Genomic DNA, 21,452 nt, shown 5'->3' on the forward strand with positions numbered 1-21,452 from the left:
CCTAAGGTAGACCCGATCGCGGGTTAACTTGAACCCTTCCTCAGTGGCAGTCGCAGCCCCTCTTACCTCCCTACGGGAGACCATCCCCACACAGGGGGTCTCCGTGCAAAGCGTCGGGCAGAGGGCGCACTCCTACACCTCACGCTCGGGAAGCCTCTCCAGATTCCCCCGCTTCCGGCTCGTAAACCTCCCCAACTCCCCGAACTGGGCCAGCCCGTTGACATACGAGCCCCTCACCCCATAATCCCATCTGTAGGCCGCGCGGGCGCTGTCGCGAACAACGCATCCGCCTCAACCTAGGAGACGCTCTAAGAGAGGGCGCTCAGACTTAAGCACGCCTACGTTGCGGAAGAGTATTGGCTCAGCGAGCCCACTACTTTACCCGAGGCCTCACGGGTTACGGAAAATGCTCCTAATGACTCCTTGCACTCACCACCTAGGCGTCTAACAGCGAACTCCTTCGACACCACAGCCAGCGTGGCTAAACCTAGTCAAAGCCGCACTGGAGCCTTTTAAACGTTATTTTCAATAGTGAAAAATTTCAGGTTATTTGAAGTTTTTTCTGGGAAGACTGGGGTGGAACATAACCGAGTTATCTTATTAATCAAGTTTTATTAACGGTGCGAACTTTTAAAATAGAGGGAGGGTTCGAAGTCACAACCACGGGAAGAGGCATGCTGTAAAACGCGTGTTCGCAAGGGAGCAGGGAGCAGGTCGAAAAGGAATGCTTAAATACCCCCTCCCACACCGTTTAACGGCAGAAGTCAAGAGACAATTGAAAGGTACCAATCCGAGTCAACCCAGGCTAGGCTACGGTAGTCCACGGCAGAAGTCAAGAGACAATTGAAAGGTACCAATCCGAGTCAACCCAGGCTAGGCTACGGTAGTCCACGGCAGAAGTCAAGAGACAATTGAAAGGTACCAATCCGAGTCAACCCAGGCTAGGCTACGGTAGTCCACGGCAGAAGTCAAGAGACAATTGAAAGGTACCAATCCGAGTCAACCCAGGCTAGGCTACGGTAGTCCACGGCAGAAGTCAAGAGACAATTGAAAGTAGGTAGAGCGTGGTTCCCGGGGTGTACCTATCCTGCGCGGTGACGGTGTTGCAGAAGTCAAGAGACAATTGAAAGAATAGGTGGATAGAGGAGAAGGCGGCGCGCGACCCCGGGTTCCTAGGCAGAAGTCAAGAGACAATTGAAAGAAAAGCGTCGCTCGAGGAGAGGAGCTTCCTAAGCTCCTCGGCTGCAGAAGTCAAGAGACAATTGAAAGGCCTGGGCTTTGTCTGCCAGCCTCCTCTATTATCGCCTGGTGGATTTGCAGAAGTCAAGAGACAATTGAAAGAGGAGATAAGCCCAGAGGAGGAGGAGGAGAGGGCTAAAGCAGAAGTCAAGAGACAATTGAAAGGAGTCCATCACTGCCGTGAAGGCCATTATCGGTGACTACGAGCGCGCAGAAGTCAAGAGACAATTGAAAGAGGCTGGCCGTCACGCCCCGGATCCTCCTCACGGTCTCCTCGAACTCAAGCAGAAGTCAAGAGACAATTGAAAGCCTATTTTCTCAATCAACACATACCCCAATCGGGTAAATCGGAGGAGGTCAAGAGACGATTGAAAGGACATTGGGCCGACCTTAAGCGCTTCATCAGCCGTCATTTCGCGAATGAAGAAGCCAAGAGACAATTGAAAGAATCATCACCACCTTGCCTTCCGCCAGGAGATGCTCCACGATGGAAGAATTCAAGAGACAATTGAAAGATAGCAACGATTTGCCCCTTTTGATAGAGAATGACCATTTCCCGCTTAAAAGAAGTCAAGAGACAGTTGAGAGACGGGTAACCCCGGAACTTGGGGCCACATGCCCAGCTGGGGCCGAAGAGGTCAAGAGACAATTGAAAGATTGCAATGTGGATTCCCTGGAGGACCATGCCCGCGCCTAATGGAATTCAAGGAAGTCAAGTGACAATTGAAAGGTGACCGGTCCACCCTCCTTCGTGTAGCCTACAACATCTGGAAGGAGTCAAGAGACAATTGAAAGTCCGGCAACTTCACCTGCCCCTCGGGGAGTGGCCTAGCGCAGAAGGCCGCTTCCTAGAGGCGCGGCCGAATAGGGGATGCCGGTGAAGTGGACGCTACCGCGGCCAGTAAGGCTCCAGCAATGCCTCGCAGGCCTCCGGAAGGCGTGGTCGGGGGGATTTGAGGCGGGCGTTGCTGTAAAGGTGACGGGGCGTAGCGACCAATGCTAGCGGTGCAGGCCGAGCTACCGGATGGGAGAACCGCCGCGACCGTACTCTGCGAACACGTTGCCTGGAGAAGGCGAGTTTCTGCAGTCACGTAGCGACGGTCATGCTCCACTGAAGGTAGCTGAGGCTCGGGATTAAGCTTACAAAAACAAAAATTTATATAGCATTCGAGGAGCCATTCATTGGAGCGTTCTTGAGCCGCGAGTACAGCTACGAGGATCTGGTGAAGCGGGCCGCCGAGAGAGTTGAAGAGGTATTCAAGAAAGGTAGAAGCGTGGTTGTCCTCGCGGGGCCGGGCTCATCCCGCCTAGGGGTTGCCGGGAGGGTTCCGGATTCGGTGGTCGTGAGCTACAAGCCCTCAGGGGGTAGCGCCGAGCTTTTGAGGTTTGAGGGCGGAGAGCCGCTCGCAGGCGATAAGACTCTCGCCGAGTACGTCAGGGAGAAAAGCCCCGCGAGGGTGATCGTGGTCCCGGAGAGCACCATAGAGGCGATCAGAGCTTATCGCTCGCTAAGCGAGAAGCTAGGGGAGGATAAGGTCGCTTTAGTCTTCACGCCCAGGATCTACGAAGAGGAGTTGAAGAGGAGTGACTTTAAGCCGCCTGAGGAGGCGGAGGTAGACTGCAGCGCGGTGTTCAAGGTCTTCAACGTGAAGCCTGAGGGTGGCGACAAGGGAGTCTCGCTCAAGCTCCTTCAGCACCATGGAAAAGGGGAGTGGGAGGAGCTGAAGAAGGGCGCCGCTGCGTTGAGGGCTCTGAGCCCCGGCGGGCTTACGCTGGCTGATGCGCTGAGGCGCGTGGGGATGGAGGTGGCGCGCAAGCTGGGAAGGGGGGCCGCCGAGCAGGCCCTCACGATCGGGGCCGCCGCTTTGGCCTCCGTGATCGCAATGATGGTAGGGGGCTTGCCCGGGGTTGTGGCCCTGGCTGCCGGCTACCTCTTCTCCCCTAGCCTCCTCCTCGACGCCGCGGAGGATCTGATCCGCGCGGGTAGCGGCGCTCCGGAGAGGGAGTACCCTGAGCGGCTGGCGGAGCTGCTCAGGAAAGCCATCATCGCGGCGCAGTTCGTAAGCGATGAGAGGTTCGAGGGGGTGGCGGACGAGGTTGCTAGCCAGTGGGGCCTGAGCCTCAGGAAGTTCCGGAACTTCGTCGAGAACCTCCACAGGCTCACAGGAGGGCGCGTGGTCACCGAGGAGGAGCTGGAGAAGTTACTTAAGCAGAAGGTGGGGGAGCTGGAGAACAGAGTTAAAGAGCTAGAGAAGGAGCTACGCCAGGTGGCGGGCTCCGCTGCGCTGGGCTCCCTCTACTTCGACGGGGTGCCGGGCGTCGAGCTCGAGGACGGCTCAGTCAGGCTCTCCATAGCCCTGCTCACCGGCACGGGCACCGTGGGCTACGTGCCGAACCCGCTCGAGGAGAAAGTTGCTTATGAGCTGAGGGAGGCGGCACGCAGGGGAGGCGGGGTCGTCGTTGTAAAAGGCGGGAAGGGTGTCGGGAAGTCCACCGCCGCGAGCGTCGCCCTCGCAAAGCTCCTCCGGGACGCGCTCCCCACAGAGTCCAAAGAGGGTGTGGAGGCCCTTAGCCCTGTAATCCTCGAGCTCAGGCTACAGAGCGTGGACAAGGACAGGCTGAAGAAGTTCGCCGAGAAGGCCAGGAAGACTGGCTTCCTCCCGATCCTCTACCTCGACCCCTCAAGGACAGGACACTACCCCTCAACCCCCGGGGAGGCTTACGTGCCGGAGGAGGGCTTCGCCGAGCGGCTCTCCAGAGCGATCGAGTACCTGAGGGGAGTCCAGGGAGCAGTCTCCCTCGTGGTGCTCTCGAACGACCAGTACTCCCTAGCTGAGGGAAAACTCAAGGACCTAGCGCCTATCGACGCCGACGAGGTGCTCGGAGAGGCAAAGAAGGGCTTCGTCAGGGCCCTGGTGGAGGCTTACAGCGGTTGCGACAGCAGGGTCGCGGAAGAGCTGGCGGAGCTTGTCGCAGACGGGTTCGGCGAGAACTACGCTGTTGTAGCGGTGCTCGCGGCTGACTGGCTCGGAAAGGCGGGCTGCGATGAGGGGAGGGTGCTCGAAGCCATAGAGCACAGCAAGGGCAAGATCGAGGAGTTCGTTAGGAGCTACCTCTGGTATGGGCTGCTCGGCGAAGACCAGAGGGAGAGATCCGATGAGGCCTGGTTGCTCGCCCCGCTGATCCTCGCCACGTGCCTCCTCGGCCCCTTTCCCATGGGGCTGGCCGCCTTGCTACTGGAGTCCTTCGGGAGAGACCCGCACCGCGCTGAGAGCCACGCGGCCTTCCTTTGGCTCACGCAGCCACTTCACCCCTCACTCCTAGAGGTGCTGGAGGGGATGGCGGAGGAGGCCCTAGAGTGCGCCTACGGGAGCAAGGTGTGCGATCACACGGGAGACGACCCCGGTGTCATTGTTGCGCGGTTACGCGACATAATCAAGAAAGAGAAGCTCGGGGAAAGCAGGGACGAGGCGGCTTCCAGTATTATTAAAAGGCTAGCGGAGAAAGCCCGGGAATTCAAGGAGGAAGTGGTCAGGGACATTGAGAACTATGGGGAGAGCTTCGCAACTTTAGTGGGCCTAGCTCATGCGCTCCCCTCGGCGAAATCTCTTTTAAAGGAGGCTGACCTCCCTGAGGATTTTAAGAGGTGGCTCACTATTGGGGGCGAGATGCCATTTTCGGCCAGGCTGTTCCTGGTTGAGGTTGCCCCCGCCTTCAGTGACGCCGTCAACCCCTGCCAGGTCCTGAAAAGCGCTCACCAGCGAGCCGAGAAGGAAAAGCAGTACGCTCCCGACCTCCTCTTGACGGCTCTCGGCGCGCTGACGATCTCGAGAGGAGGGCTTGAGGGGTGCTTGGACGAGGCGGCTCCTGCTACAGGATTTGCACTCAGATCGATACCGCTACTGCCGGAAAGACTCGCCTTGACCAGCATTTCGAAAGCCCTCATGGGGCTTGCAATGAAGCTTATAGAGGAGGGTCGGTGGCTAGAGGCAGTAGACGTAGCTCACAGCGCTTCGATGCGGGAACCTAGGCTGGCCTCAGAGCTCCTAGGAATCGTAGAGCGGGAAGCTGGTGGCTTGGACAGGTTCGACCAGCTCGCGCGCACGCTCTACGAGGATGCACACTACTACGCACGGAGGACACTACGCGAGGGGCTGGAAGAGTGGGCTGGGAGGGTTGAAGCTTTCCTGAGCGGGCTGAGAGAGGACGCGGTTGGTCTTAACGCGAGGGCCCTGCTGGGAGCAAGGCTGGCGTATGCCAACCTGAGGATGGGCTCCGTCAGGGAAGCGCGCGAGTGGGCTGAGGAGGCGCACAGAGCCCTCGAGCAACTCGAGCGGCTCGACAGGAGAGAGCTCGCGGAGAGCTTGAAGCCGCTGCTGAAGGTTAAGTACCCCTTCAGTAAACCGGAGGAGGCCGCCGAGAGGTTGTTGGAGGAGTTGAAGTTTACTGTACTTAATTTGGGGATTATTTTTAGGTCGGAGGAAATCTTAGATGAAGTAAAACAGAAAACAGTAAAAATGAGCGAAATGTTTGAAGTGAGTAGAGGTAACTACAAATTCGCTATCTGGGCCCTCTCCAGCAGAAGAATACCTGACGTGGGGGCTAAGGAATTCTTCTATCTCAATGAAGGAAAAATTGAGAAATGGAGGTTGGCGGAGTGTGCCTACCCAGCTCTCACGAACGCCCGCTACGCTAAGTGGTTCACCTTCACTGAGGAGGACTGGGAGGAGCTCAGGAAACGTAGCATTGCCTGCTATCTTTTCATATGCCATAAGCCATGGCACGAGCTCCCGAAAGGAGTTCAGGATTATATAAAATGGGGTGAGACGGAGTGCAGGACGCAGGTAAAAGAGACGAGGGGTGGTGGAAAGATATGTAGCCAGGCGCTTGCGTGCCAAGAGAGAACGAGGCATAAGAACCTCTTCTATGGGTGGTACGATCTCGGTGGGGTTGAAGACGCTCCTATCCTCGCAGTATACCAGTCACGGTACAAAACGCGCTTTATTTTAAACCAAAAGAGAGTGGTGACATATCATGCTATGATAGCCTTTATTCCTAAGCCTAACGTAAAGCTCGATGAAAGACAGCTTAAGGCCCTGCTGGCATACCTTAATTCGAGCTTCTCTCAACTCTACATCGAATCGCGCGGCAGAACAACAGGCTTAGGGCTAGTGTGCCTGGAGGTATCGCATGCGAGGGAGATGCCTGTCATAGATCCTCGAACTCTAGACGATGAGGCGCTGGGGGAGCTCTCTGCGCTCTTCGATAAACTCGAGGGCGCCGCGCGAGAAATGGGGGGCGCAGACACATATGAGAACTTGATAAGGCTCTGGGACAGCGTGATAGCGGATATAGATAGGAAGGTGGCGGAGATTCTTGGTCTAGCCGAGGTTCTGGCAGATACAGCCCGCGAGCTGGCTAAGGCTATGATGGAGCGCAGGCTCGCCAGAACCAAGGAACTAAAACCCAATGCGCTTAAAGGTCACAAGGGTTCCTCCAGCTTCGTGAGGAGAAGGGCTGGGAGTCGCAAGCGAGAGGGAGGTGGAGCCGCGGGCTCCAGGCGCCTCACCGATTTCTTATGAGCGGGCCACGGGAACACTCTGGTAGCCGGAGCCGTAGCACGTGCCCGAAGTGCGGTAGCGCGTTAAGCCTATTTCGGAGCGGTGACACCCTCGTTATGCGCTTTTTGTTCTGCACGAACCCCACCTGCGACTACATCGAGTCTTACGCGTCCTTCATGGCTTCCCACAGACTACCTGCTCCCTATGAGGAGGTTACCACGGTTCTCGAGAACGAGTGCAGAGAGGCTGAGCGGGTAACCCGTTACCCGTGAAGAGGCTAGCTCCACTCGGGTTGTTGGAACCACGGTGCCGAGCCCTCTCGAGAACACCTGGGGGTCATGCGCGTGGAGGAACCCCGCTCACAGCCTCCTGGAGCCTCCCGGCGTCGGCCTACCCGTCACCCTCTATTGCCCTAGAGATGCCTGCGAGGCCTAAGCTCGAGCGCGACAAGGCCGTGGAAGAGCGCGGGCTCAGCGGCCCCATCCGCACTCTCTAGGCCTAGGGCTTGGGAAAAGCGCCCCTAATGACCCCTTGCGCTCACCGCCAAGGAGTAGCCCAGCGGCAAGCTCCTCGACGCCATAGCCTGTGCGCTAAAACCGCTCAAAGCGTGTTGAGAGCTCTTTAAACGCTATTTTCAGCAGTGAAAAGTTTCGCGATATTCAAGGTTTTCCCTGGGAGGATTCGGCTGGAACATAACCCTGTTATTTTATAATTCAAGTTTCATTAATGATGCGAACTTTTAAAATACAGGGAGGGCTTGGAATCACAACTGCGGGAAGCGGCACCCAGTAAAATGCATGTTCGCAGAGGAGCAGGGAGCCGGCCGAAAAGGGAACGTTTAAATAGTCCCTCCCACACCATTCAACGGAGGAAGTCAAGAGACAATTGAAAGCCTGCATAGGCTGGCGTCGAGGATGTTTTCGTGAAGTCCGATGGGAAGAAGTCAAGAGACAATTGAAAGCCTGCATAGGCTGGCGTCGAGGATGTTTTCGTGAAGTCCGATGGGAAGAAGTCAAGAGACAATTGAAAGCCTGCATAGGCTGGCGTCGAGGATGTTTTCGTGAAGTCCGATGGGAAGAAGTCAAGAGACAATTGAAAGACGAGCTCAAGTGCGCTCTGCACCGCGAGCAGAGACTTGCCCGTCATAGGAAGAAGTCAAGAGACAATTGAAAGGTAGTTCTCAACCGGAAGCTCCTCCTTGAACACCTTGAGAGGAAGTCAAGAGACAATTGAAAGAAGACAGGGCTGCGCCTGACGATCCGTAAGAAGGACGACTACGTGGAAGTCAAGAGACAATTGAAAGTAGCCTTCGACAGCTATTAAATCGACACTGGCCCACTCGTTACTGAGGAAGTCAAGAGACAATTGAAAGAGGGGTATGGCATAGAGGCAGTCCGCGGAGGCGTGGTAGCCGGAGGAAGTCAAGAGACAATTTAAAGGCTCCACCTCCTCCAGTTGTAGTAGGCACACCGAATACCTCTTTGGCTGAAGAAGCCAAGAGGCACTTGAGAACCCATTGGGTTGAGCGCGTTGGCGCCGCAGGACAGGCCGTGGTGGTGGAGAGGTTAAGAGGCTGTTGGAAGCTACGCAGGCGGCGCGCTTCTCCTTGGGGGAAGGAATATTAAAACAAATGGCATTGATGGGTAGGGGTGTGTAGAGTGATGGGCACGCTCTTACCTTTATCAGGGAGTTTGTGGTTGTGTTTGCAGTGTCTCTTGCTGTTTCCGCCCTGTTTTTCAGCATTCTTCCACGCTTTTTGAAGCCGAGGTGTGCGAGATTAAAGGATGTGAAGCCCTGGTCTCTAGGGGAGGTTGTTTGCTTTTCACTCTTGTTTTCGCTGTTGTATGTAGCTTCCAGCGCCTTCTTCCCGTCTCCCTGAGCGTTAAAGCCTCGGCCCTGAGGCTCGCCGCGAACCTTGTGCTCTGAGCACCTCTCAAGTGTAGTGCTACTGTAAGCGCTGGTGCGGGTGCAGTAATGGGGTGGGGGGTCGGGGTTGAAGTAACCCGGGGCACACGGGTTGACTTGCGTAGCCGTGAGGTTGGGAGACGATTGGAGGCGCTTTCTGCATATTTACCAAATACCGTGTTGGGAGCATGGGGGTGGTCGTTCGCGCTCAGCTCTAGCATCGGTTTTCGATTGAATACTAAAGAATCCATCTCTAGCCCCTTGGGAGAGGCTGAGAGCAAGAGCATTTATTAGGCTTAAACCCGTATTTTACTCGGCGGTGCGTGGAGGTGGGAAGAAAGAAGTCGCCTTGGGCGAGGAAGCTGGACTTGGGGGAGGAGCGCGTTGAGGACTACGTGCCTCCGCCTAGCTACGATGACTTGCCGTTGATTCTGGAGGACGTAGAAAGGGAGCTGCTGAGGAAGCTGAAGAGGAACGCGTAGGTAGCAGTGTACCTGTTCCTCTAGGAACACCCGCTGAGCAGCTAGGTCACGCTACCTGCGGAGGGCGCATATGGGGCTGTACGCGTCTTTTCGCCTGGGGGTGGTGCGCCGTGTGCGAGGGTGGCGGGGTTGAGGCGCTGAGGGAGCGGTTTAGGCCGTCGAGGGTGGTGGTGCTGATGGTCGGCGAGTCTCCGCCGGCGGGCGGGAGTTTCTTCTACGCGCCCGGGGGCTCTAAGCTGGGGCGGGCGACCAGGGAGGCGTTCGAGGAGGCTTTCGGGGTGAGGTTTGGCAGCTACTCGGAGTTCCTGGAGTTCTTCAGGTCGCGGGGGTTCTTCCTGGTGGACCTGCTGGGGGAGAGGGGTAGGCGTGTAAGCGAGGCGTCGGAGGGGGAGCTGGCGGCGGCTGTGCGGGGGCTAGCGGGGCTGGTTGGGGAGCTTAGGCCGAGGCTGGTGGTGGCGGTGCTGTGCAGGGTGTGCGGCCTCGTCGGGGAGGCTGTCCGGCTCGCGGGCCTGGGGGTGCCGGTGGTGTGCCTCCCGTTCCCGGCGAGGAGCAGGGAGAGGTACGTGAGAGGCCTCGTCGAGGTCCTCCGTGCGCTCGAGGAAGGCTCCACGCCCGCGGGCCGGAGCTTCTGCTCGGGCAGGAGGAGTTACGGCCTGAGGGGTTCGGCGCCCCGCTGAGCGGCGCTGATCCTCGGCTTGGCGGCGTCAGCCCAGGAGCTCCCTGGGCTCTACTCTCGGGATCTCGAGGTCGTCGAAGTACTTGTCGAAGGAGACTATCGCCTGGGCCCCGAGTGAGAGGGCGGCTTCGTACTGCACCGCGTCGTCGATGTCCAGGCCGGTCTTTCTTGCGATGTCCACCGCTCTAGCCTCGCTGGCGAGGGAGGTTGTGTAGATTTGTAGCCCTCTGTACGCGGGGAGGCTTCGCAGGAAGAGCTTGAGGGCGTCGAGCCTCCCTAGGTCTCCGAGCAGGACCATGATTGAGTGAATTGCGAAGTCCGTCACCGCTCCCCTCAGCTTGCCGCTTCTCAGGGCTCCGAGGAGCCTCTTACACTCCTCGCTTCTACCGCACGAGAGCATCACTTCGAGGAAGATGTTTGTGTCAATCAGGTACATCGCCTAGCACCCTCGCCTTCCAAAGGTGCTTGATCTTGTGCTGGAGCTCCACGGAGTCTATGTCGAGGTCGGCGAGGGCGCCGCTGATGGCCTCAACGGGGTCTCCCTCAAGGGCCTCGGTCTCCTCGACGTGCGAGACCCACATGCGTATGGCCTCCTCGAGGGCCTTGCTGATCGAGCCTTTCCCGTACCCGAACCTCTTCATCGCCAGCTCCCTGAACCTCTGCTCCAGCTTCTCGTCTACTCGTGCTTTGATCATAAGTCCAAAAGGCCTTATTTTCTTATAAACCTAGTGCTCTACTGCGCGTGAGAGCGGTGTCGTGGTAGCAGGTGGGCCTTTACCCAGTGTAACGGGCTGGCTTTGCCACGATAAGGCTGCCTTCTGTGCGGTGGCTGGGGCTGTGTGATGTTTGGTAGGAAGGGGGAGTAGGCCCGCAACCCATAACTGGGCAGCCGCCTCACCAAGCCCAGGCAGTCTGCGCCTTCCGCGTGCTTGGGTGCTGTTCAAAGTGCCCGGCCGGTAGGTGGCGCGAGGGGGCTACCCGACAGGGCTAAGGACTGCCCCGGGGGAGGAGTTTAAGCGGTGAGCTGTTAAACGGGTTTTCGCGAGTGCCGCTCCGCCAGCCTTTACTGGCTCCTGCTCTCTCGTTTTCTGCTGTGCTACGAGCTTCTACTATCGAAGAGGGTCTTGGGCTTCATGCTCTTGCAGCTACGCGAAGCTAGCGACTGTGACCTTCGAGCGCGGGTAGGTAAGGTTCATAGGTCGGTGCCTTGTTCACCTTAATGGTCGAGGTGCTCGAGCGGCTTGCGGAGAGGCTTCGGGGGCGTGTGGCTCGGGGGCGTTGGCTGAGTAGAGGCGCTCCCACGAGGGGCGCGGCGGGGGTCGTCGAGGGGGAGCCGGGTGGCGGCACAGTGGACTCGATTGTAGGGCTCGGGCTGCAGTCCGGCCACATCTGGGAGGGCGAGGACCTGGTGGCGGCGCTGAGGAGGAGGGCTGGACAAACCTCTCCCGGGCGCTAGCGTGGCTCTTGAAGCCCCCTACGGAGGAACCGGTGGGCCGTTGTTCGACGTTTACCGTTTAGGGTAGGATCGGTTGGGGAGAGATGGGCTCTGAGGCTAGTGCGTTGGCGTGCTTCTCGGCGCGCCATTGTGTGGGCGAGCCTGAGGGCCAGTAAGCCTGCTAGGGTGCCTAGGATCAGGCCCGCCAGCGCGGACACCGGCTCAGCCCAGCCGGGGGCTTGACCTGCTGTTTTCTCGAGCCTCCAGACAGCCCTGACCCGCAGGGGCCTGTTCACTGTGATGTTGAGCGTGGGTTGTCGTGAGGCTGTTTCTCCGTCGACTTCCCAGGCGTAAAACACCCACTTGTGCGTGGTGTTCTCCGGCACCTCGGTTGGCGCGATCGATATTCTCGCCGTGGAGCCAGCCTCGTACCAGCCTGCCCCCGTGGCTGCGCCCTTCTCTGTGGTGACCTCGACTAGGTAGAGGGTTCTCCACCGCGCTGTGAGGGTGCGGTTCGAGCTGGCGGGGAAGCTGTAGCGCGGTTGCGTGCTGGCTAGCTCGGGGCCCTCGTACCAGCCTAAGAACGATCTACGCGTCCCGTTGGGTAGCTCGATGAGGGTTGGCTGTACCTCGATGGTGGCGTTTTCCCCTGGGTTGTACCAGCCTGTGCCGATCGGTTGCCCGTACTCGCTTTCAGCCAGGATGTAGTAGCGAGGCCCCTGCTCCTTCCTGTGCAGGGGGTTAGCTAGCTTTCCTCCTATGTAGGCTCTATAGGCTTCTCCCCAGCCGTCGTTGACGTCCCAGAATATCCAGATGCCGAGTAGCCTCCCGGGCGTGTCAACGAGGCTGAGTTTGCCTTTAACCCCGCTGAGCCACTCGTCCACTGTGCTCGCGTTCCAGTAGCCTGTCACGATGACCTGCTTTCGGGTTGCGTTCTGGTAGAGGGAGAGCTTGACCGGGTCGTAGAGCTCAGTCACGAGGGTCGCGTTGAGCCTGTCGAGCACCCCGAATATACCGGATGAGTTGGCTTTCTCTATGAAGGGCTGGTCTATCCAGAGCCATACCTTCTCCCTCTCAGCGTCGCCTAGAGAAAGGTAGAAGCCCTCGAGCTCGCCTGGGTTCATCGCCCTCCCCTCCCAGCCGTACCAGACAGCCACCGCTAGCGTGGAGGAGAGGTTTAGCAGGTGCTTCGAAACGGAGAGGAGGGCCGTGTTCACTCTGCTTCCCGGGATCAGGTACTCCCACTCGTCTCCGTACTCCCACTTCGGCAGCACGAGGTAGAGCACTCTCAGGCGCGCGAGCTGCGCAAGCTCGTCGATGAGCCGTGCGTTAAACCGGAACACCTCGGTGTCGCTCAGCGGGACGACGAGTATGGCGAAGTCGTACCCCGCTGAGGATATCACTCTGAAGTCGTTTTCGATGAATCTCCTGTAGTCGCTCAGGTTCGACTTAGTGTAGAAGTATATCCTGTCCCCGTACTTCTCCCTCCAGTAGGGGGAGGACGCGCCGCTGGGGAGGATGTAGACGATCCCCGCGCCCGTGAAGTAGGGGCTTGGCGAGTCAGGGGTGAGCCTCACCTTAGCGCCGTAAAACCTGTTAAGCACAAGCTCCAGCGCGTACGCGAAGCCGAAGTTGTCTCCGAACCCGTTAGCGGAGACCTTCACGAAGTACCCTTCACCGACCTTCACGGCGCACGGGTCGAGCAGCCTACTGCCTCCGAGCTCAGCGGCACCATAAGCCTCGTACTCAACACCCTTAAGCCTGCTCTCGTCGAAGGGCCTAAAGCTTCTCAGCGATTTGAAGCTTGGGATATACCTTGCCCCCAGCTCCGTGGGCCTCGTGACGGCTCCCCCGTCCACGGCGACGGTGACTTGCCGGCCGAGGAGGCTGTTCTCGATGCCGGGCCTGTGGACTTTCGAGCCGTTGGCATAGCCGATGTAGTAGAACTCCCAGTCACCCGTCCACACGACGACTCCCCCGCCTCTAATCCACTGTAGCGCGAGCGAGTTTGAACTGCCGTTCCACACGGTGTCCGGGGCTACGTCGCTCGTGAACACGACCACGCCGGTCTCTCGAAGCATGTAGTCCCTAAGCTCCTCGGCGTTGAGGATTCGGAACGGGATACCGAGCCTGTCAAGGGTCTTCCTGATGTTGGCCGCGATCTCCCTTGGATTGACCCAGTTGCTCGGGTAGCGTTCGTCGAAGTAAACTGCCAGCGCCCTAGTGGCAACTTTTGTGGGCACACCTTCAGCCCCGCTAACTCTGCCGGGCTCAGCGAGCACAGGGGGGCTCGAGAGGGGGCATGGCATGAGGAGCCAGGCGGTGAGGAGAGCGAGAACTAGAATGAAAAGGGGAGTTTTCATCATGCTTGTAGCCTCCATGAGTACCGGAGGTTTTCAGCAATATAAATAAGCATCCTGAGACTCGGGTGAAGGGGCTACTGGAGCTCGAGTGCCTTGGAGTCGTGAGGGTGGTTCTCACGTACCGCGCGGGCTTCTCCTGAACTTCAGCCTCCACGGGTAGTGAGCGCATCGTAGGTCACGGGTGGAAGTCGCGAGGGCCGCAGCGGAGTACTTCGAGAAGATATGGGCACACGCAGGGGGGCTAGGATACCAGCGGGGCCGCTCGCGCCACTTCTAGGCGCCCAGCCTGGTCAGCTTAGATCATGTTCTGCGCCTCAAGGGCTCCGACCAATACTAATTACAACAGATAATAAAAAAGATGAATTACTGGTCGGCCGAGCCCAGGGCCAGTCCGGGTGCCACGAGTTCCTCTTCAACTTCCTGGACAGGTTGCGGGCTAGCGGGAGGAGGATAGCTAGGAACACCTTCGGCTGCCCTGCTTCGTTGCACACCACCGACGTTTGGCTGATGACGAGCTCTCTGAACGAGCTGGTGTTACGAGCTGGTTGACCATATGGTTTATTAATGAGTCTACCATTGTTGTGCCTAAGGGGTGAAGGGCTTGAGCGCGGTGTTTAGCGTGAAGATTAGGAGGGAGGTTAAGGAGAAGATGGAGAGGTACAGGGATAGGGTGAACTGGGCTGAGGAGGTTAGGAGGTTCATCGAGGAGACCATCAGGAGGCTGGAGGCTGAGGAGAACTTCGAGGACGTCCTGAGGAGGCTGGAGGGGGCGCGCTGGCAGGTGCCTGGGGGTTACTCGGCCGCCCTGGTGAGGGAGGATCGTGATAGTGGTTGACGCGTCCGCCCTGGTGGCGTTCTTCCTCAGGGAGGAGGGCTGGAGGGGGCTGGCGAGGTACATGGTTCGGGCGGTCTCGGTGGATCATGCGGTGAAGGAGTTCTACAACGCGGTGTGGAGGAGCGTGAGGCTCAGGGGGGTTATCAGCCTCGAGGAAGCCAGGGAGATCATAGGGCTCTTCAACTCCTACCGCGAGAAGAACATGGTTCTGGAGCCCGAGGAGAGGTACGTGGGGCGAGCGTTCGAGATCGCGGTTGAGCACGGCGTAACGGTCTACGACTCGCTGTACCTGGCTCAGGCGCTGCACCACGGTAAGCCCCTCTTATCGCTAGATGAGAGGCAGAGAGCTGTGGCATCCTCACTGGGATTGGAGGTAGTGCCCTAGGCCTCTAAGTCTGCGGTCAAGTGGAGATTCGAGATGGTCTCGCTCCACCAAAGAGCCGACCAACGCTAATTAATACGTAAAAAATATTTGTTGAGCGCAAAGGTGAGACTCTCTTGGCTGAGAACTACAGGTGCACGCCAGCCTTACCCTGAAAGGAATTGAGTTCAGAATAGCGATTGGCCTGACGGGTGTTAACTCTTCCCGTACATTTAAGGGTCTGCGGGCTGGTGGGTGGCAAAGGATATTTACTTTTAAAGAGGATACTACTGTGGGTGAACTGGGTTTGGCTTTCACGCTGAGGGTTGGGAGGAAAGGCTACGTGATGCTGCCTAAAACTATCTGCGAGTCAGTGGGCATGGAGGAGGGGGCTGGGTCAGGCCGGTGATGGGAGCATGCTGAAGCCAGCTCGCAGGAAGGTAGACGTCGAAGAGCTGAGGAGGGCCCTCAGGAGGCACGCGGAGGTGTTGAAGGGGGTTCCTGGCAGGAGGGAGCCGGCGCCGGGCGAGCTGGCTGGGAGCTACCTCGAGGAGGAGTTCGAGCGGTGAAGGTGTTCACGGCGGCGAGGGGTGCTGGGGCTCGGGTAGCGTGGCGTTGGTTCAAGCAGAGGCGGCTTGGGTGGCAAGCATGCTGTACACGTCGTCGATGAGCTTCTTGACCTTCTTCAGCTCCTCCTCGAGCCACTCGGCTGTGCATTCGCCGTCGTAGAAGCACCGGATGTGCAGCTTCTGCTCCCTGGCCGCGAACCTGTCGCTGAGGTTCATGTCTCTGACTTGGGGGTTCTTGGATTCGAGCTCCTCCAGCTTGTCCCTCTTCATCTTGTAGGTTTTGATGTCCTCGGGGTCGTAGCCGTAGGCTGTGAGGAGTGCCTCGACTGCCTTCACGCTGGCGTTCCAGGCCTTCTCCGCGGCGTCCCTTACGAGTACGCTTCGCTTTTGCGCGTCTGCCTCGCTGCGCGCCTTTGCTAACTCGTCGAGCGAAGCCTTGTAGAAAAGCTCGGCTTCCTCTAACAGGATGCTCATGGCTTTATCACGCCTCGACTCCGACGTAAATCTTGTAGCAGTAGTCATTACGACATTATATGCGTTGAAACATATAAGCCTGACACGTGGTATGGCTCCTCCTTTTCTGCCCCCACTGGCCTCCCTTAAACTTTTCGTCATCCCTCTTCAGCCTCGGGGTCGCCCCACGGGGGCGAGGCATCGCCCGCTGCGGGCCTGCCCCTCTCGGGGCTTCCGGGGAGGAGCAGCCGGCGGCCGCGGCACCCACTGCGGGCAGCGGCGGCCAACTGCCCTACCCGTTAGAGGCGGTGCTTCGGGGGTTTATCTCCCTTTCGGTGTGTAGGCTGAAAGTGAGCCGCTCGAGCAACTCCCAGGAAGGTGCAGAGGGCTTAAAAGCGGGAACCGGCTGGTGAAGGCGTTGCCGGAGGTGGGACACCTACCACTGGTACAACGTGTGGATAAGCAAAGGGAAATATGGGTGCGACTGCCTCTTCCGCGCCTACGGCTACGTGCGCAAGGCGAAAATATGCTCGCACATCGCCACCGTCATGCTGCACCGGAGGCAGCTGAGGCTCCGCGCCGGATGAGCCTCAAGGCCGACTCGCCGCATGCCACCTCATCGAGGCTGTAGCCGAGCAGCGCGAGGAGGCCGCAGGCCCTCTCCGTCAGGTAGACGTAGCGCGTATCGCCGACCACCGCCTCCCTGACGAGGCCAGCCGTGCGGAGCCTCTCCAGCGCAGCGGCGATTTGCCTGGTGTTTCGGGTGCCGAAGGCCCTGCTGAGGGGCTTCGGATCGCTGAGCTGTGTCAGTGTATCTCAAAAGGAAGGTTCGCTTTTGAGTTGCTCGGCGTCGCGCTTGCATCATGGTGGCCTTTCCTTCAGGCGGGTTGCTTCCCGGAGAGGGCTTTCTCCAGCCGGTCGAGGGTTTTCCTCATCTCGTGGAGCTCCCACGCGATCCAGACGGCGACGATGAAGAGGAGCAGGAGATCGCTGCCGTCCACTTCTTGCTCCCGTGTTTCCCGGCGGTGAGGTTCCATATAAATGTTCGCTGCGCGCTCACCCGGGCTTTGAGGCGAGCCTTCTTAGCTCCTCGAGGACTTCCCTGGCGTGGTCGTCGACCTTGACGTTTGTCCAGGTTTTCCGTATGATGCCCTCGGGGTCTATCAGGAATGTGCTCCTTATCGTCCCCTCTGCCTCGCGGCCGGCCACCTTTTTCCTGCCCCAGGCGCCGTACTGCTCGATGACCTTGTGCTGGGGGTCGCTGAGGAGGATGACCTTGAGGCCGTGCTTCTCGCGGAATCTCCTGTGGCTTTGGGGGCTGTCCTTGCTCACGCCGACCACCGCGGCGTTAAGCTTCTCGAACTCCCCGATGAGCTCCGTGAACTCGAGGGCCTCGCGGGTGCAGCCCGGCGTGTTGTCCTTCGGGTAGAAGTAGAGCACGAGCCACCTGCCCCGGAAGTCCGAGAGGCATACCTCGCGCCCCGCGTCGTCCTTCAGGCAGAACTCGGGCGCCTTGTCGCCGGCTTTGAGCATGCTAGCTTAGCTCGCCGGCGGGTTAAAAAGGTTGCCTCGTGCTTCCGGGGCTATCCTCGGTTAGTGGAGCCGCCCTGGCCGGGCTGGAGGATGACTGGGACGGACTGGCCCGCGGGGGTTACAACGATGACGCTCGCTCCGGTCTTCGCGACCTCCTGGAGGCCGAGGAGGTAGAGGTATATCCTCGCCAGCTCGGTGTCGTTGAACTGGGACACGACCAGGAGCATTGCCGCGCGGGTTGCGTTCGCCCTTAGGAGGAGGCTCTTGGCCTCAGCCTGGGCCACGGTTAGGGTTGCGTTCGCCTGGGCCTCGGCCTCGAGCACCCTCCTGGTGTAGTTCGCCCTCGCCAGCTCCTCGATCCTCTGTCTCTCGTACATAGCCTTTATGGCCTGCTGCTGCGCCGCGATCTTCTGGTTGATCGCCGTGGTTATCTCCTGCGGCAGGATGAAGTTGAGGATGTTGACCTCAAGGACCCTGACCCGCCCGGCGAGCTTGCTCTCCCTGCCGACGGCGTCGAAGTATGCCTCCTGGATCCGCCTGGAGATCACGTCGCGGTTCGTGATGAGCTCGTCGAGGCTGACCTTGCTGATCTCGTCCCTGATCACCTGCCTCATCAGCGGGACCATGATCCTGTCGTCGTAGTCCACGTTGGGGAAGTCCCTGACGAGCTGGTCGAACGTGCTGGGCTCGAGCTGGTACCTCACGACCACCTCCACCGTGACGCTGACGCCATCCTTAGTGAGAACCGTCGGCGGAGCGTGCACCCACTCCTTTACGGCCGCCTCGGCCTGGGCGAACTCGATTGATTCGACAGCTATTGTGTCCTTGACCGTGTAGGCCCACGGCGCCTTTAGGAACACGGCGGGGCCCTGAGTCGGCTTGGAGATCGTGCCGAGGAGGGGGTCGACGACCACCGCCACCTCGCTGACGCCGAGGGTCGAGACGGAGGCCGCGAGGAGGGCGAGCGCGACGACTGCGGCGAAGATGACTACCAGCAGGAGGGTGCTCCTTGGTTGCCTTACCTTGATCCGGACGGGGGTTTCCACGCCTCCCACCGCTATTCCGTCAGAGCGCGCTGTATATAAGCTCGCTTCAGGGCGAGCTCCCATAGCGGGGCAACCGAGCGTACTAAGCTTTAGGCTTTACAGCGCCACCTGGGGGGTGCTTGCTTGAACCTTTAAATTGCTGGGGCGGCTTGGTATCTGCGTGAAGCCGAAGGTTTACCTGTCGTGGAACCCACTGGAATGGGAGCAGGGTATCCTGCGGAAGGTCCTCGGGGACCACACCGTGGTTTCCTGGCCGTCGCTCGAGCCTGAAGGCTACCGCGACGCCGAGGTGGCGCTGATCGTCGGGGCGCCTAGCTTCCTCGGCTCGATGGAGCTCCTGCGCTTCATACAGGTGAGGAGCGCGGGTGTGGAGCCGGGTGTCCTAGAGCTCGCCTGGGCTAGGGGGGTGCCCGTCGCGTCGAGCAAGGGCTGCAACGCTCGCGCGGTGGCGGAGATGGCTTTCGCCCTCCTGCTCGCGCTCGAGAAGAGGGTCACCCTGCAGGACAGGAAGCTGAAGTCCGGCGAGTGGGTTCCGTACGCTCGGGAGACGCTGGTCGGGGACCTGGAGGGCAAAACCATGGTCATCCTCGGCTTCGGGGGAATCGGCCGGGAGGTTGCCAGGATCGCTGAGGCGTTCGGCATCAGGGTGGTTCCGGTCGCCTCGAGGGAGAGGCAGGAGGGGAAGTGGAGGGTGCTGGGCGTCGACAAGCTTGTCGAGGTCGTCAGGGACGCCGACTACCTCGTGGTCACGCTGCCCCTGACGCCTAGGACGAGGCGCCTGGTGGGGAGGGAGGTGCTGTTCAGCATGAAGAGCACCGCATTCCTGGTGAACGTGGGCAGGGGCGAGGTGGTCGACGAGGAGGCTCTCTACGAGGCTCTAGCCACGGGGCGGATAGCTGGAGCCGGTCTCGACGTGTGGTGGAGGTACCCTCCCGACCCCTCAGCCCCGTCCCCGAGGGGTGTCCACAGGCTCGAAAACGTGGTAGCCACCGCGCACAAGGGTGGGTGGACCAGGCTCTCACTCGAGAGGTGCCTCAGGTTCTCAGCCGAGAACGTGAAGAGGTTCCTACTCGGCGTGGAGCCGCTGAACCTGATACGCCCGGGGGAGTGGTACTAGTGCGGCTGGTTGTGAACTGTGGCTAGTCGTGTAGCGGGTTCAAGGAGAGAGGTTAGAAAAAGTAATAAGCTGAGCAAGCGCATTTTTGTCCTGACAGGAGGGGGTGAGATTTTGTCGAAGCGAGTATCCCTGGCCCCGCAGGAGTTCGCCGAGTACGTGAAGGGTCTTATCCGCGAGGCCCAGAGTGCCGGGGTGATCTTGCGGGCTATGGGCGCGGTCGCGATTTACATCCGAGTTATGGGGGATCAGCCCTGCCTAGACCTCTACCGTGCTATTGGTAGGTTCTCGGACAAGGAGTTCGCTTTTACTGATCTCGACCTGGTTGGCCTGAAGAAGCAGAAGAGCCTCATTGAGAGGTTTTTCGCGGAGAGGGGCTTTAAGCCGGACTACTACGTGAACGCGTTTTTCAGCGACCGAAGGCTCATCTTCTCCCATCCCGAGAACCTTTTCTCGCTCGACGTCTTCTTCTCTCCGCTTGAGTTCAGCCACGTGGTAGACCTCGGCAAAGACCCCGAGAGCACGCGCCTCCTCCTGGAGGACATCACTCTGTCTCCGGCGGATCTCTTGTTGCTTAAGCTTCAGATCCACGACATTAACAGGAAGGACTTAGCCGATATGGCCGTCTTGCTCGCCTGCCACGAGACCTCTCTCTCCGATGAGCCAGGCAGGCTGAACGCTAGGAGAATAGGGGAGGTCTTAGCGGACGACTGGGGTTTTTGGTACGACGCGACGAACAACATGAACGCTTTGAGGCAGTTTATAGGCGAGTACGTCTCGAGGGCGGACTTCGCCGACCACCGACAGCTTCTCGAGAGGGCGCTGAAGAACCTGGACTTCATCGCGAAAACTGTCGATGAAACGCCTAAGACCAAGGACTGGCTCAAGAGGGCAAAGGTAGGGACGAAAAAAAGATGGTATAATGTGGTCGAGGAGGTTTAGCCCTTGATCAGGTTTACTCCTTTAACTCTGTCTTTGTCCAGCGTTATGAGGGCCGCGTAGAGTATTCCCTCGTTGTAAGCGCTCCCGGCGTTCACGATAGTTGTTCTACCGATCTTTTCGATGCTCCTCGACTCGTGTATGTGCCCGTGCAGGCCCAGGAGTGGCTGGTGCCTTTCGATGAACTCCCTTATGCTAGCGCATCCCACGTGCTCCATGACTATGCCTCCTCCGCTTATGACTGGCTTAAGGTCCTCGTCGAGCTTAGGCGCTAGGTCTAGAGTCGTGCCGTAGGGCGGGCAGTGTGCGTTGAAAATAAGTCTGGAGTAGTCGCGCACGCCGCTGAGAAGCTCTGACAGCTCCTGCCTCATTACATCCTCCTCGACGTCTCTAGGGCACTTCCAAGGAGTGATGTTGGTCTTGTCGTACCCGAATAGCAGGTAGTCGCCGAGCTCAACCACCCTCCGAGCGTGGTTGATGAAGACGCCGCTTTTCTCGATGGCGGCGTCGACTGTGTAGGGGTCGTCGTTGCCGGGCATCATGTAGACTTTCACGCCGCTTTCCCCGAGCTTGGCTCGGGCGAAGTCCGCCCATTCGAGGATTCTCTTGGCCATCAGCTCCTCAAGGACTTTGTCGAGCACTTCGTCGAGCTTTTCGAGCTCTGAGGGGTCTTCGACTATGTACTCGTAGAACCCGTAGGATGTCACCTGGTTTATGAGGTTTTTCAGCTCTTCCCCGCTCTTGGCCTCGTATCTTGTGCCGTAGATTTCAGTCTCGTACTTGCCGTCTCGCTTGACGATCGGCGCTATTCCCTTGCCGGTTATGTCTCCTCCGATGACGACGGCATCAGCCTTGTAGATGAGGGATGCATTGATCAGCTTCTTGAACATGAGTGTGGAGCCGTGGAGGTCGCTGGCGTATAGTAGCTTGATCATCTAAAC

The 21,452-nt window shown here is 59.0% G+C and carries 20 protein-coding genes and 1 CRISPR repeat array; of the genes, 11 read left to right on the plus strand and 9 right to left on the minus strand.

From position 1 onward, the window contains the following. The first annotated feature begins 2,432 nt into the window (after positions 1 to 2,432). From ACNO7C_RS06655 to ACNO7C_RS06670, 4 genes are all read left to right on the plus strand, one after another. The gene (locus ACNO7C_RS06655) at positions 2,433 to 6,821 is read left to right on the plus strand and encodes a hypothetical protein (RefSeq protein WP_460024335.1); all 4,389 of its coding nucleotides are present in this window, start codon (positions 2,433 to 2,435) and stop codon (positions 6,819 to 6,821) included. A 95-nt stretch (positions 6,822 to 6,916) separates the two neighbouring features. Next, on the plus strand, positions 6,917 to 7,072 hold the full coding sequence (locus tag ACNO7C_RS06660) for a hypothetical protein (RefSeq protein ID WP_460024336.1): 156 nt from the start codon (positions 6,917 to 6,919) through the stop codon (positions 7,070 to 7,072). A gap of 597 nt (positions 7,073 to 7,669) precedes the next feature. Further along, a CRISPR array of direct repeats spans positions 7,670 to 8,239; the repeat unit is 23 nt; unit sequence GGAAGTCAAGAGACAATTGAAAG. A gap of 789 nt (positions 8,240 to 9,028) precedes the next feature. Then, a complete protein-coding gene (locus ACNO7C_RS06665; protein ID WP_460024337.1) occupies positions 9,029 to 9,187 on the plus strand; it encodes a hypothetical protein in 159 nt (52 codons plus the stop codon). Between the two features lie 110 nt (positions 9,188 to 9,297). Beyond that, complete coding sequence (locus ACNO7C_RS06670; protein WP_460024338.1) at positions 9,298 to 9,864, plus strand: hypothetical protein; 567 nt, start codon at positions 9,298 to 9,300, stop codon at positions 9,862 to 9,864. A gap of 27 nt (positions 9,865 to 9,891) precedes the next feature. On the opposite strand, the gene ACNO7C_RS06675 is transcribed toward ACNO7C_RS06670, so the two are convergent. Both ACNO7C_RS06675 and ACNO7C_RS06680 read right to left on the minus strand, forming a co-directional pair. Then, entirely contained in the window at positions 9,892 to 10,299 is a 408-nt protein-coding gene (locus ACNO7C_RS06675) for a type II toxin-antitoxin system VapC family toxin (RefSeq protein WP_460024339.1), read from the minus strand. Further along, entirely contained in the window at positions 10,286 to 10,558 is a 273-nt protein-coding gene (locus ACNO7C_RS06680; protein ID WP_460024340.1) for a hypothetical protein, read from the minus strand. The genes ACNO7C_RS06675 and ACNO7C_RS06680 overlap by 14 nt, the downstream gene beginning before the upstream one ends. A 512-nt stretch (positions 10,559 to 11,070) precedes the next feature. Between ACNO7C_RS06680 and ACNO7C_RS06685 the strand changes: the two genes are divergently transcribed. Continuing rightward, the gene (locus ACNO7C_RS06685) at positions 11,071 to 11,319 is read left to right on the plus strand and encodes a hypothetical protein (RefSeq protein WP_460024341.1); all 249 of its coding nucleotides are present in this window, start codon (positions 11,071 to 11,073) and stop codon (positions 11,317 to 11,319) included. Here ACNO7C_RS06685 and ACNO7C_RS06690 read toward each other — a convergent pair. After that, the gene (locus ACNO7C_RS06690) at positions 11,316 to 13,679 is read right to left on the minus strand and encodes a hypothetical protein (RefSeq protein WP_460024342.1); all 2,364 of its coding nucleotides are present in this window, start codon (positions 13,677 to 13,679) and stop codon (positions 11,316 to 11,318) included. The two genes, ACNO7C_RS06685 and ACNO7C_RS06690, sit on opposite strands and share 4 nt — an antisense overlap. Before the next feature lie 204 nt (positions 13,680 to 13,883). Here ACNO7C_RS06690 and ACNO7C_RS06695 point away from each other — a divergent pair, with 204 nt between their 5' ends. The 4 genes from ACNO7C_RS06695 to ACNO7C_RS06710 all read left to right on the plus strand — a co-directional run bounded on the left by ACNO7C_RS06695 (position 13,884) and on the right by ACNO7C_RS06710 (position 15,426). Then, positions 13,884 to 14,210, plus strand: a complete 327-nt coding sequence (locus ACNO7C_RS06695; protein ID WP_460024343.1) for a hypothetical protein — start codon at positions 13,884 to 13,886, stop codon at positions 14,208 to 14,210. Between the two features lie 61 nt (positions 14,211 to 14,271). Beyond that, positions 14,272 to 14,496 carry a type II toxin-antitoxin system VapB family antitoxin gene (gene vapB / locus ACNO7C_RS06700; protein ID WP_460025916.1) on the plus strand — a complete coding sequence of 75 codons (225 nt, stop codon included), beginning with the start codon at positions 14,272 to 14,274 and terminating at the stop codon, positions 14,494 to 14,496. Beyond that, a complete protein-coding gene (locus ACNO7C_RS06705) occupies positions 14,483 to 14,881 on the plus strand; it encodes a type II toxin-antitoxin system VapC family toxin (protein WP_460024344.1) in 399 nt (132 codons plus the stop codon). Before vapB ends, ACNO7C_RS06705 begins: the two co-directional genes overlap by 14 nt. Positions 14,882 to 15,273: 392 nt before the next feature. After that, positions 15,274 to 15,426, plus strand: a complete 153-nt coding sequence (locus ACNO7C_RS06710; RefSeq protein WP_460024345.1) for a hypothetical protein — start codon at positions 15,274 to 15,276, stop codon at positions 15,424 to 15,426. Positions 15,427 to 15,477: 51 nt separating this feature from the next. On the opposite strand, the gene ACNO7C_RS06715 is transcribed toward ACNO7C_RS06710, so the two are convergent. From ACNO7C_RS06715 to ACNO7C_RS06735, 5 genes are all read right to left on the minus strand, one after another. Continuing rightward, complete coding sequence (locus tag ACNO7C_RS06715) at positions 15,478 to 15,948, minus strand: PaREP1 family protein (RefSeq protein WP_460024346.1); 471 nt, start codon at positions 15,946 to 15,948, stop codon at positions 15,478 to 15,480. Between the two features lie 477 nt (positions 15,949 to 16,425). Beyond that, on the minus strand, positions 16,426 to 16,575 hold the full coding sequence (locus ACNO7C_RS06720) for a hypothetical protein (RefSeq protein ID WP_460024347.1): 150 nt from the start codon (positions 16,573 to 16,575) through the stop codon (positions 16,426 to 16,428). Positions 16,576 to 16,757: 182 nt separating this feature from the next. Further along, positions 16,758 to 16,880: a hypothetical protein gene (locus ACNO7C_RS06725; RefSeq protein ID WP_326403748.1), complete on the minus strand. Its 123-nt coding sequence runs from the start codon at positions 16,878 to 16,880 to the stop codon at positions 16,758 to 16,760. A 55-nt stretch (positions 16,881 to 16,935) separates the two neighbouring features. Continuing rightward, entirely contained in the window at positions 16,936 to 17,412 is a 477-nt protein-coding gene (gene bcp / locus ACNO7C_RS06730; protein ID WP_318537501.1) for a thioredoxin-dependent thiol peroxidase, read from the minus strand. A 50-nt stretch (positions 17,413 to 17,462) separates the two neighbouring features. After that, positions 17,463 to 18,458 carry an SPFH domain-containing protein gene (locus tag ACNO7C_RS06735; RefSeq protein ID WP_460024348.1) on the minus strand — a complete coding sequence of 332 codons (996 nt, stop codon included), beginning with the start codon at positions 18,456 to 18,458 and terminating at the stop codon, positions 17,463 to 17,465. 160 nt (positions 18,459 to 18,618) lie between these two features. Between ACNO7C_RS06735 and ACNO7C_RS06740 the strand changes: the two genes are divergently transcribed. Both ACNO7C_RS06740 and ACNO7C_RS06745 read left to right on the plus strand, forming a co-directional pair. Next, entirely contained in the window at positions 18,619 to 19,575 is a 957-nt protein-coding gene (locus ACNO7C_RS06740; protein ID WP_460024349.1) for a 2-hydroxyacid dehydrogenase, read from the plus strand. 111 nt (positions 19,576 to 19,686) lie between these two features. Then, positions 19,687 to 20,514, plus strand: a complete 828-nt coding sequence (locus ACNO7C_RS06745) for a hypothetical protein (RefSeq protein ID WP_460024350.1) — start codon at positions 19,687 to 19,689, stop codon at positions 20,512 to 20,514. Here ACNO7C_RS06745 and ACNO7C_RS06750 read toward each other — a convergent pair. Continuing rightward, positions 20,511 to 21,446: a metallophosphoesterase family protein gene (locus tag ACNO7C_RS06750; RefSeq protein ID WP_318537497.1), complete on the minus strand. Its 936-nt coding sequence runs from the start codon at positions 21,444 to 21,446 to the stop codon at positions 20,511 to 20,513. The two genes, ACNO7C_RS06745 and ACNO7C_RS06750, sit on opposite strands and share 4 nt — an antisense overlap. Positions 21,447 to 21,452 lie beyond the last annotated feature (6 nt).

The organism is Infirmifilum tikiterense (genome assembly GCF_054696565.1).

Bases quoted from the DNA above. Each gene is read 5' to 3' on its own strand.
- ACNO7C_RS06660 (WP_460024336.1), top strand. From the start codon at position 6,917: ATGCGCTTTTTGTTCTGCACGAACCCCACCTGCGACTACATCGAGTCT.
- ACNO7C_RS06675 (WP_460024339.1), bottom strand. From the start codon at position 10,299: ATGTACCTGATTGACACAAACATCTTCCTCGAAGTGATGCTCTCGTGC.
- ACNO7C_RS06680 (WP_460024340.1), bottom strand. From the start codon at position 10,558: ATGATCAAAGCACGAGTAGACGAGAAGCTGGAGCAGAGGTTCAGGGAG.
- ACNO7C_RS06690 (WP_460024342.1), bottom strand. From the start codon at position 13,679: ATGGAGGCTACAAGCATGATGAAAACTCCCCTTTTCATTCTAGTTCTC.
- ACNO7C_RS06695 (WP_460024343.1), top strand. From the start codon at position 13,884: ATGGGCACACGCAGGGGGGCTAGGATACCAGCGGGGCCGCTCGCGCCA.
- ACNO7C_RS06710 (WP_460024345.1), top strand. From the start codon at position 15,274: ATGCTGAAGCCAGCTCGCAGGAAGGTAGACGTCGAAGAGCTGAGGAGG.
- ACNO7C_RS06715 (WP_460024346.1), bottom strand. From the start codon at position 15,948: ATGACTACTGCTACAAGATTTACGTCGGAGTCGAGGCGTGATAAAGCC.
- bcp (WP_318537501.1), bottom strand. From the start codon at position 17,412: ATGCTCAAAGCCGGCGACAAGGCGCCCGAGTTCTGCCTGAAGGACGAC.
- ACNO7C_RS06750 (WP_318537497.1), bottom strand. From the start codon at position 21,446: ATGATCAAGCTACTATACGCCAGCGACCTCCACGGCTCCACACTCATG.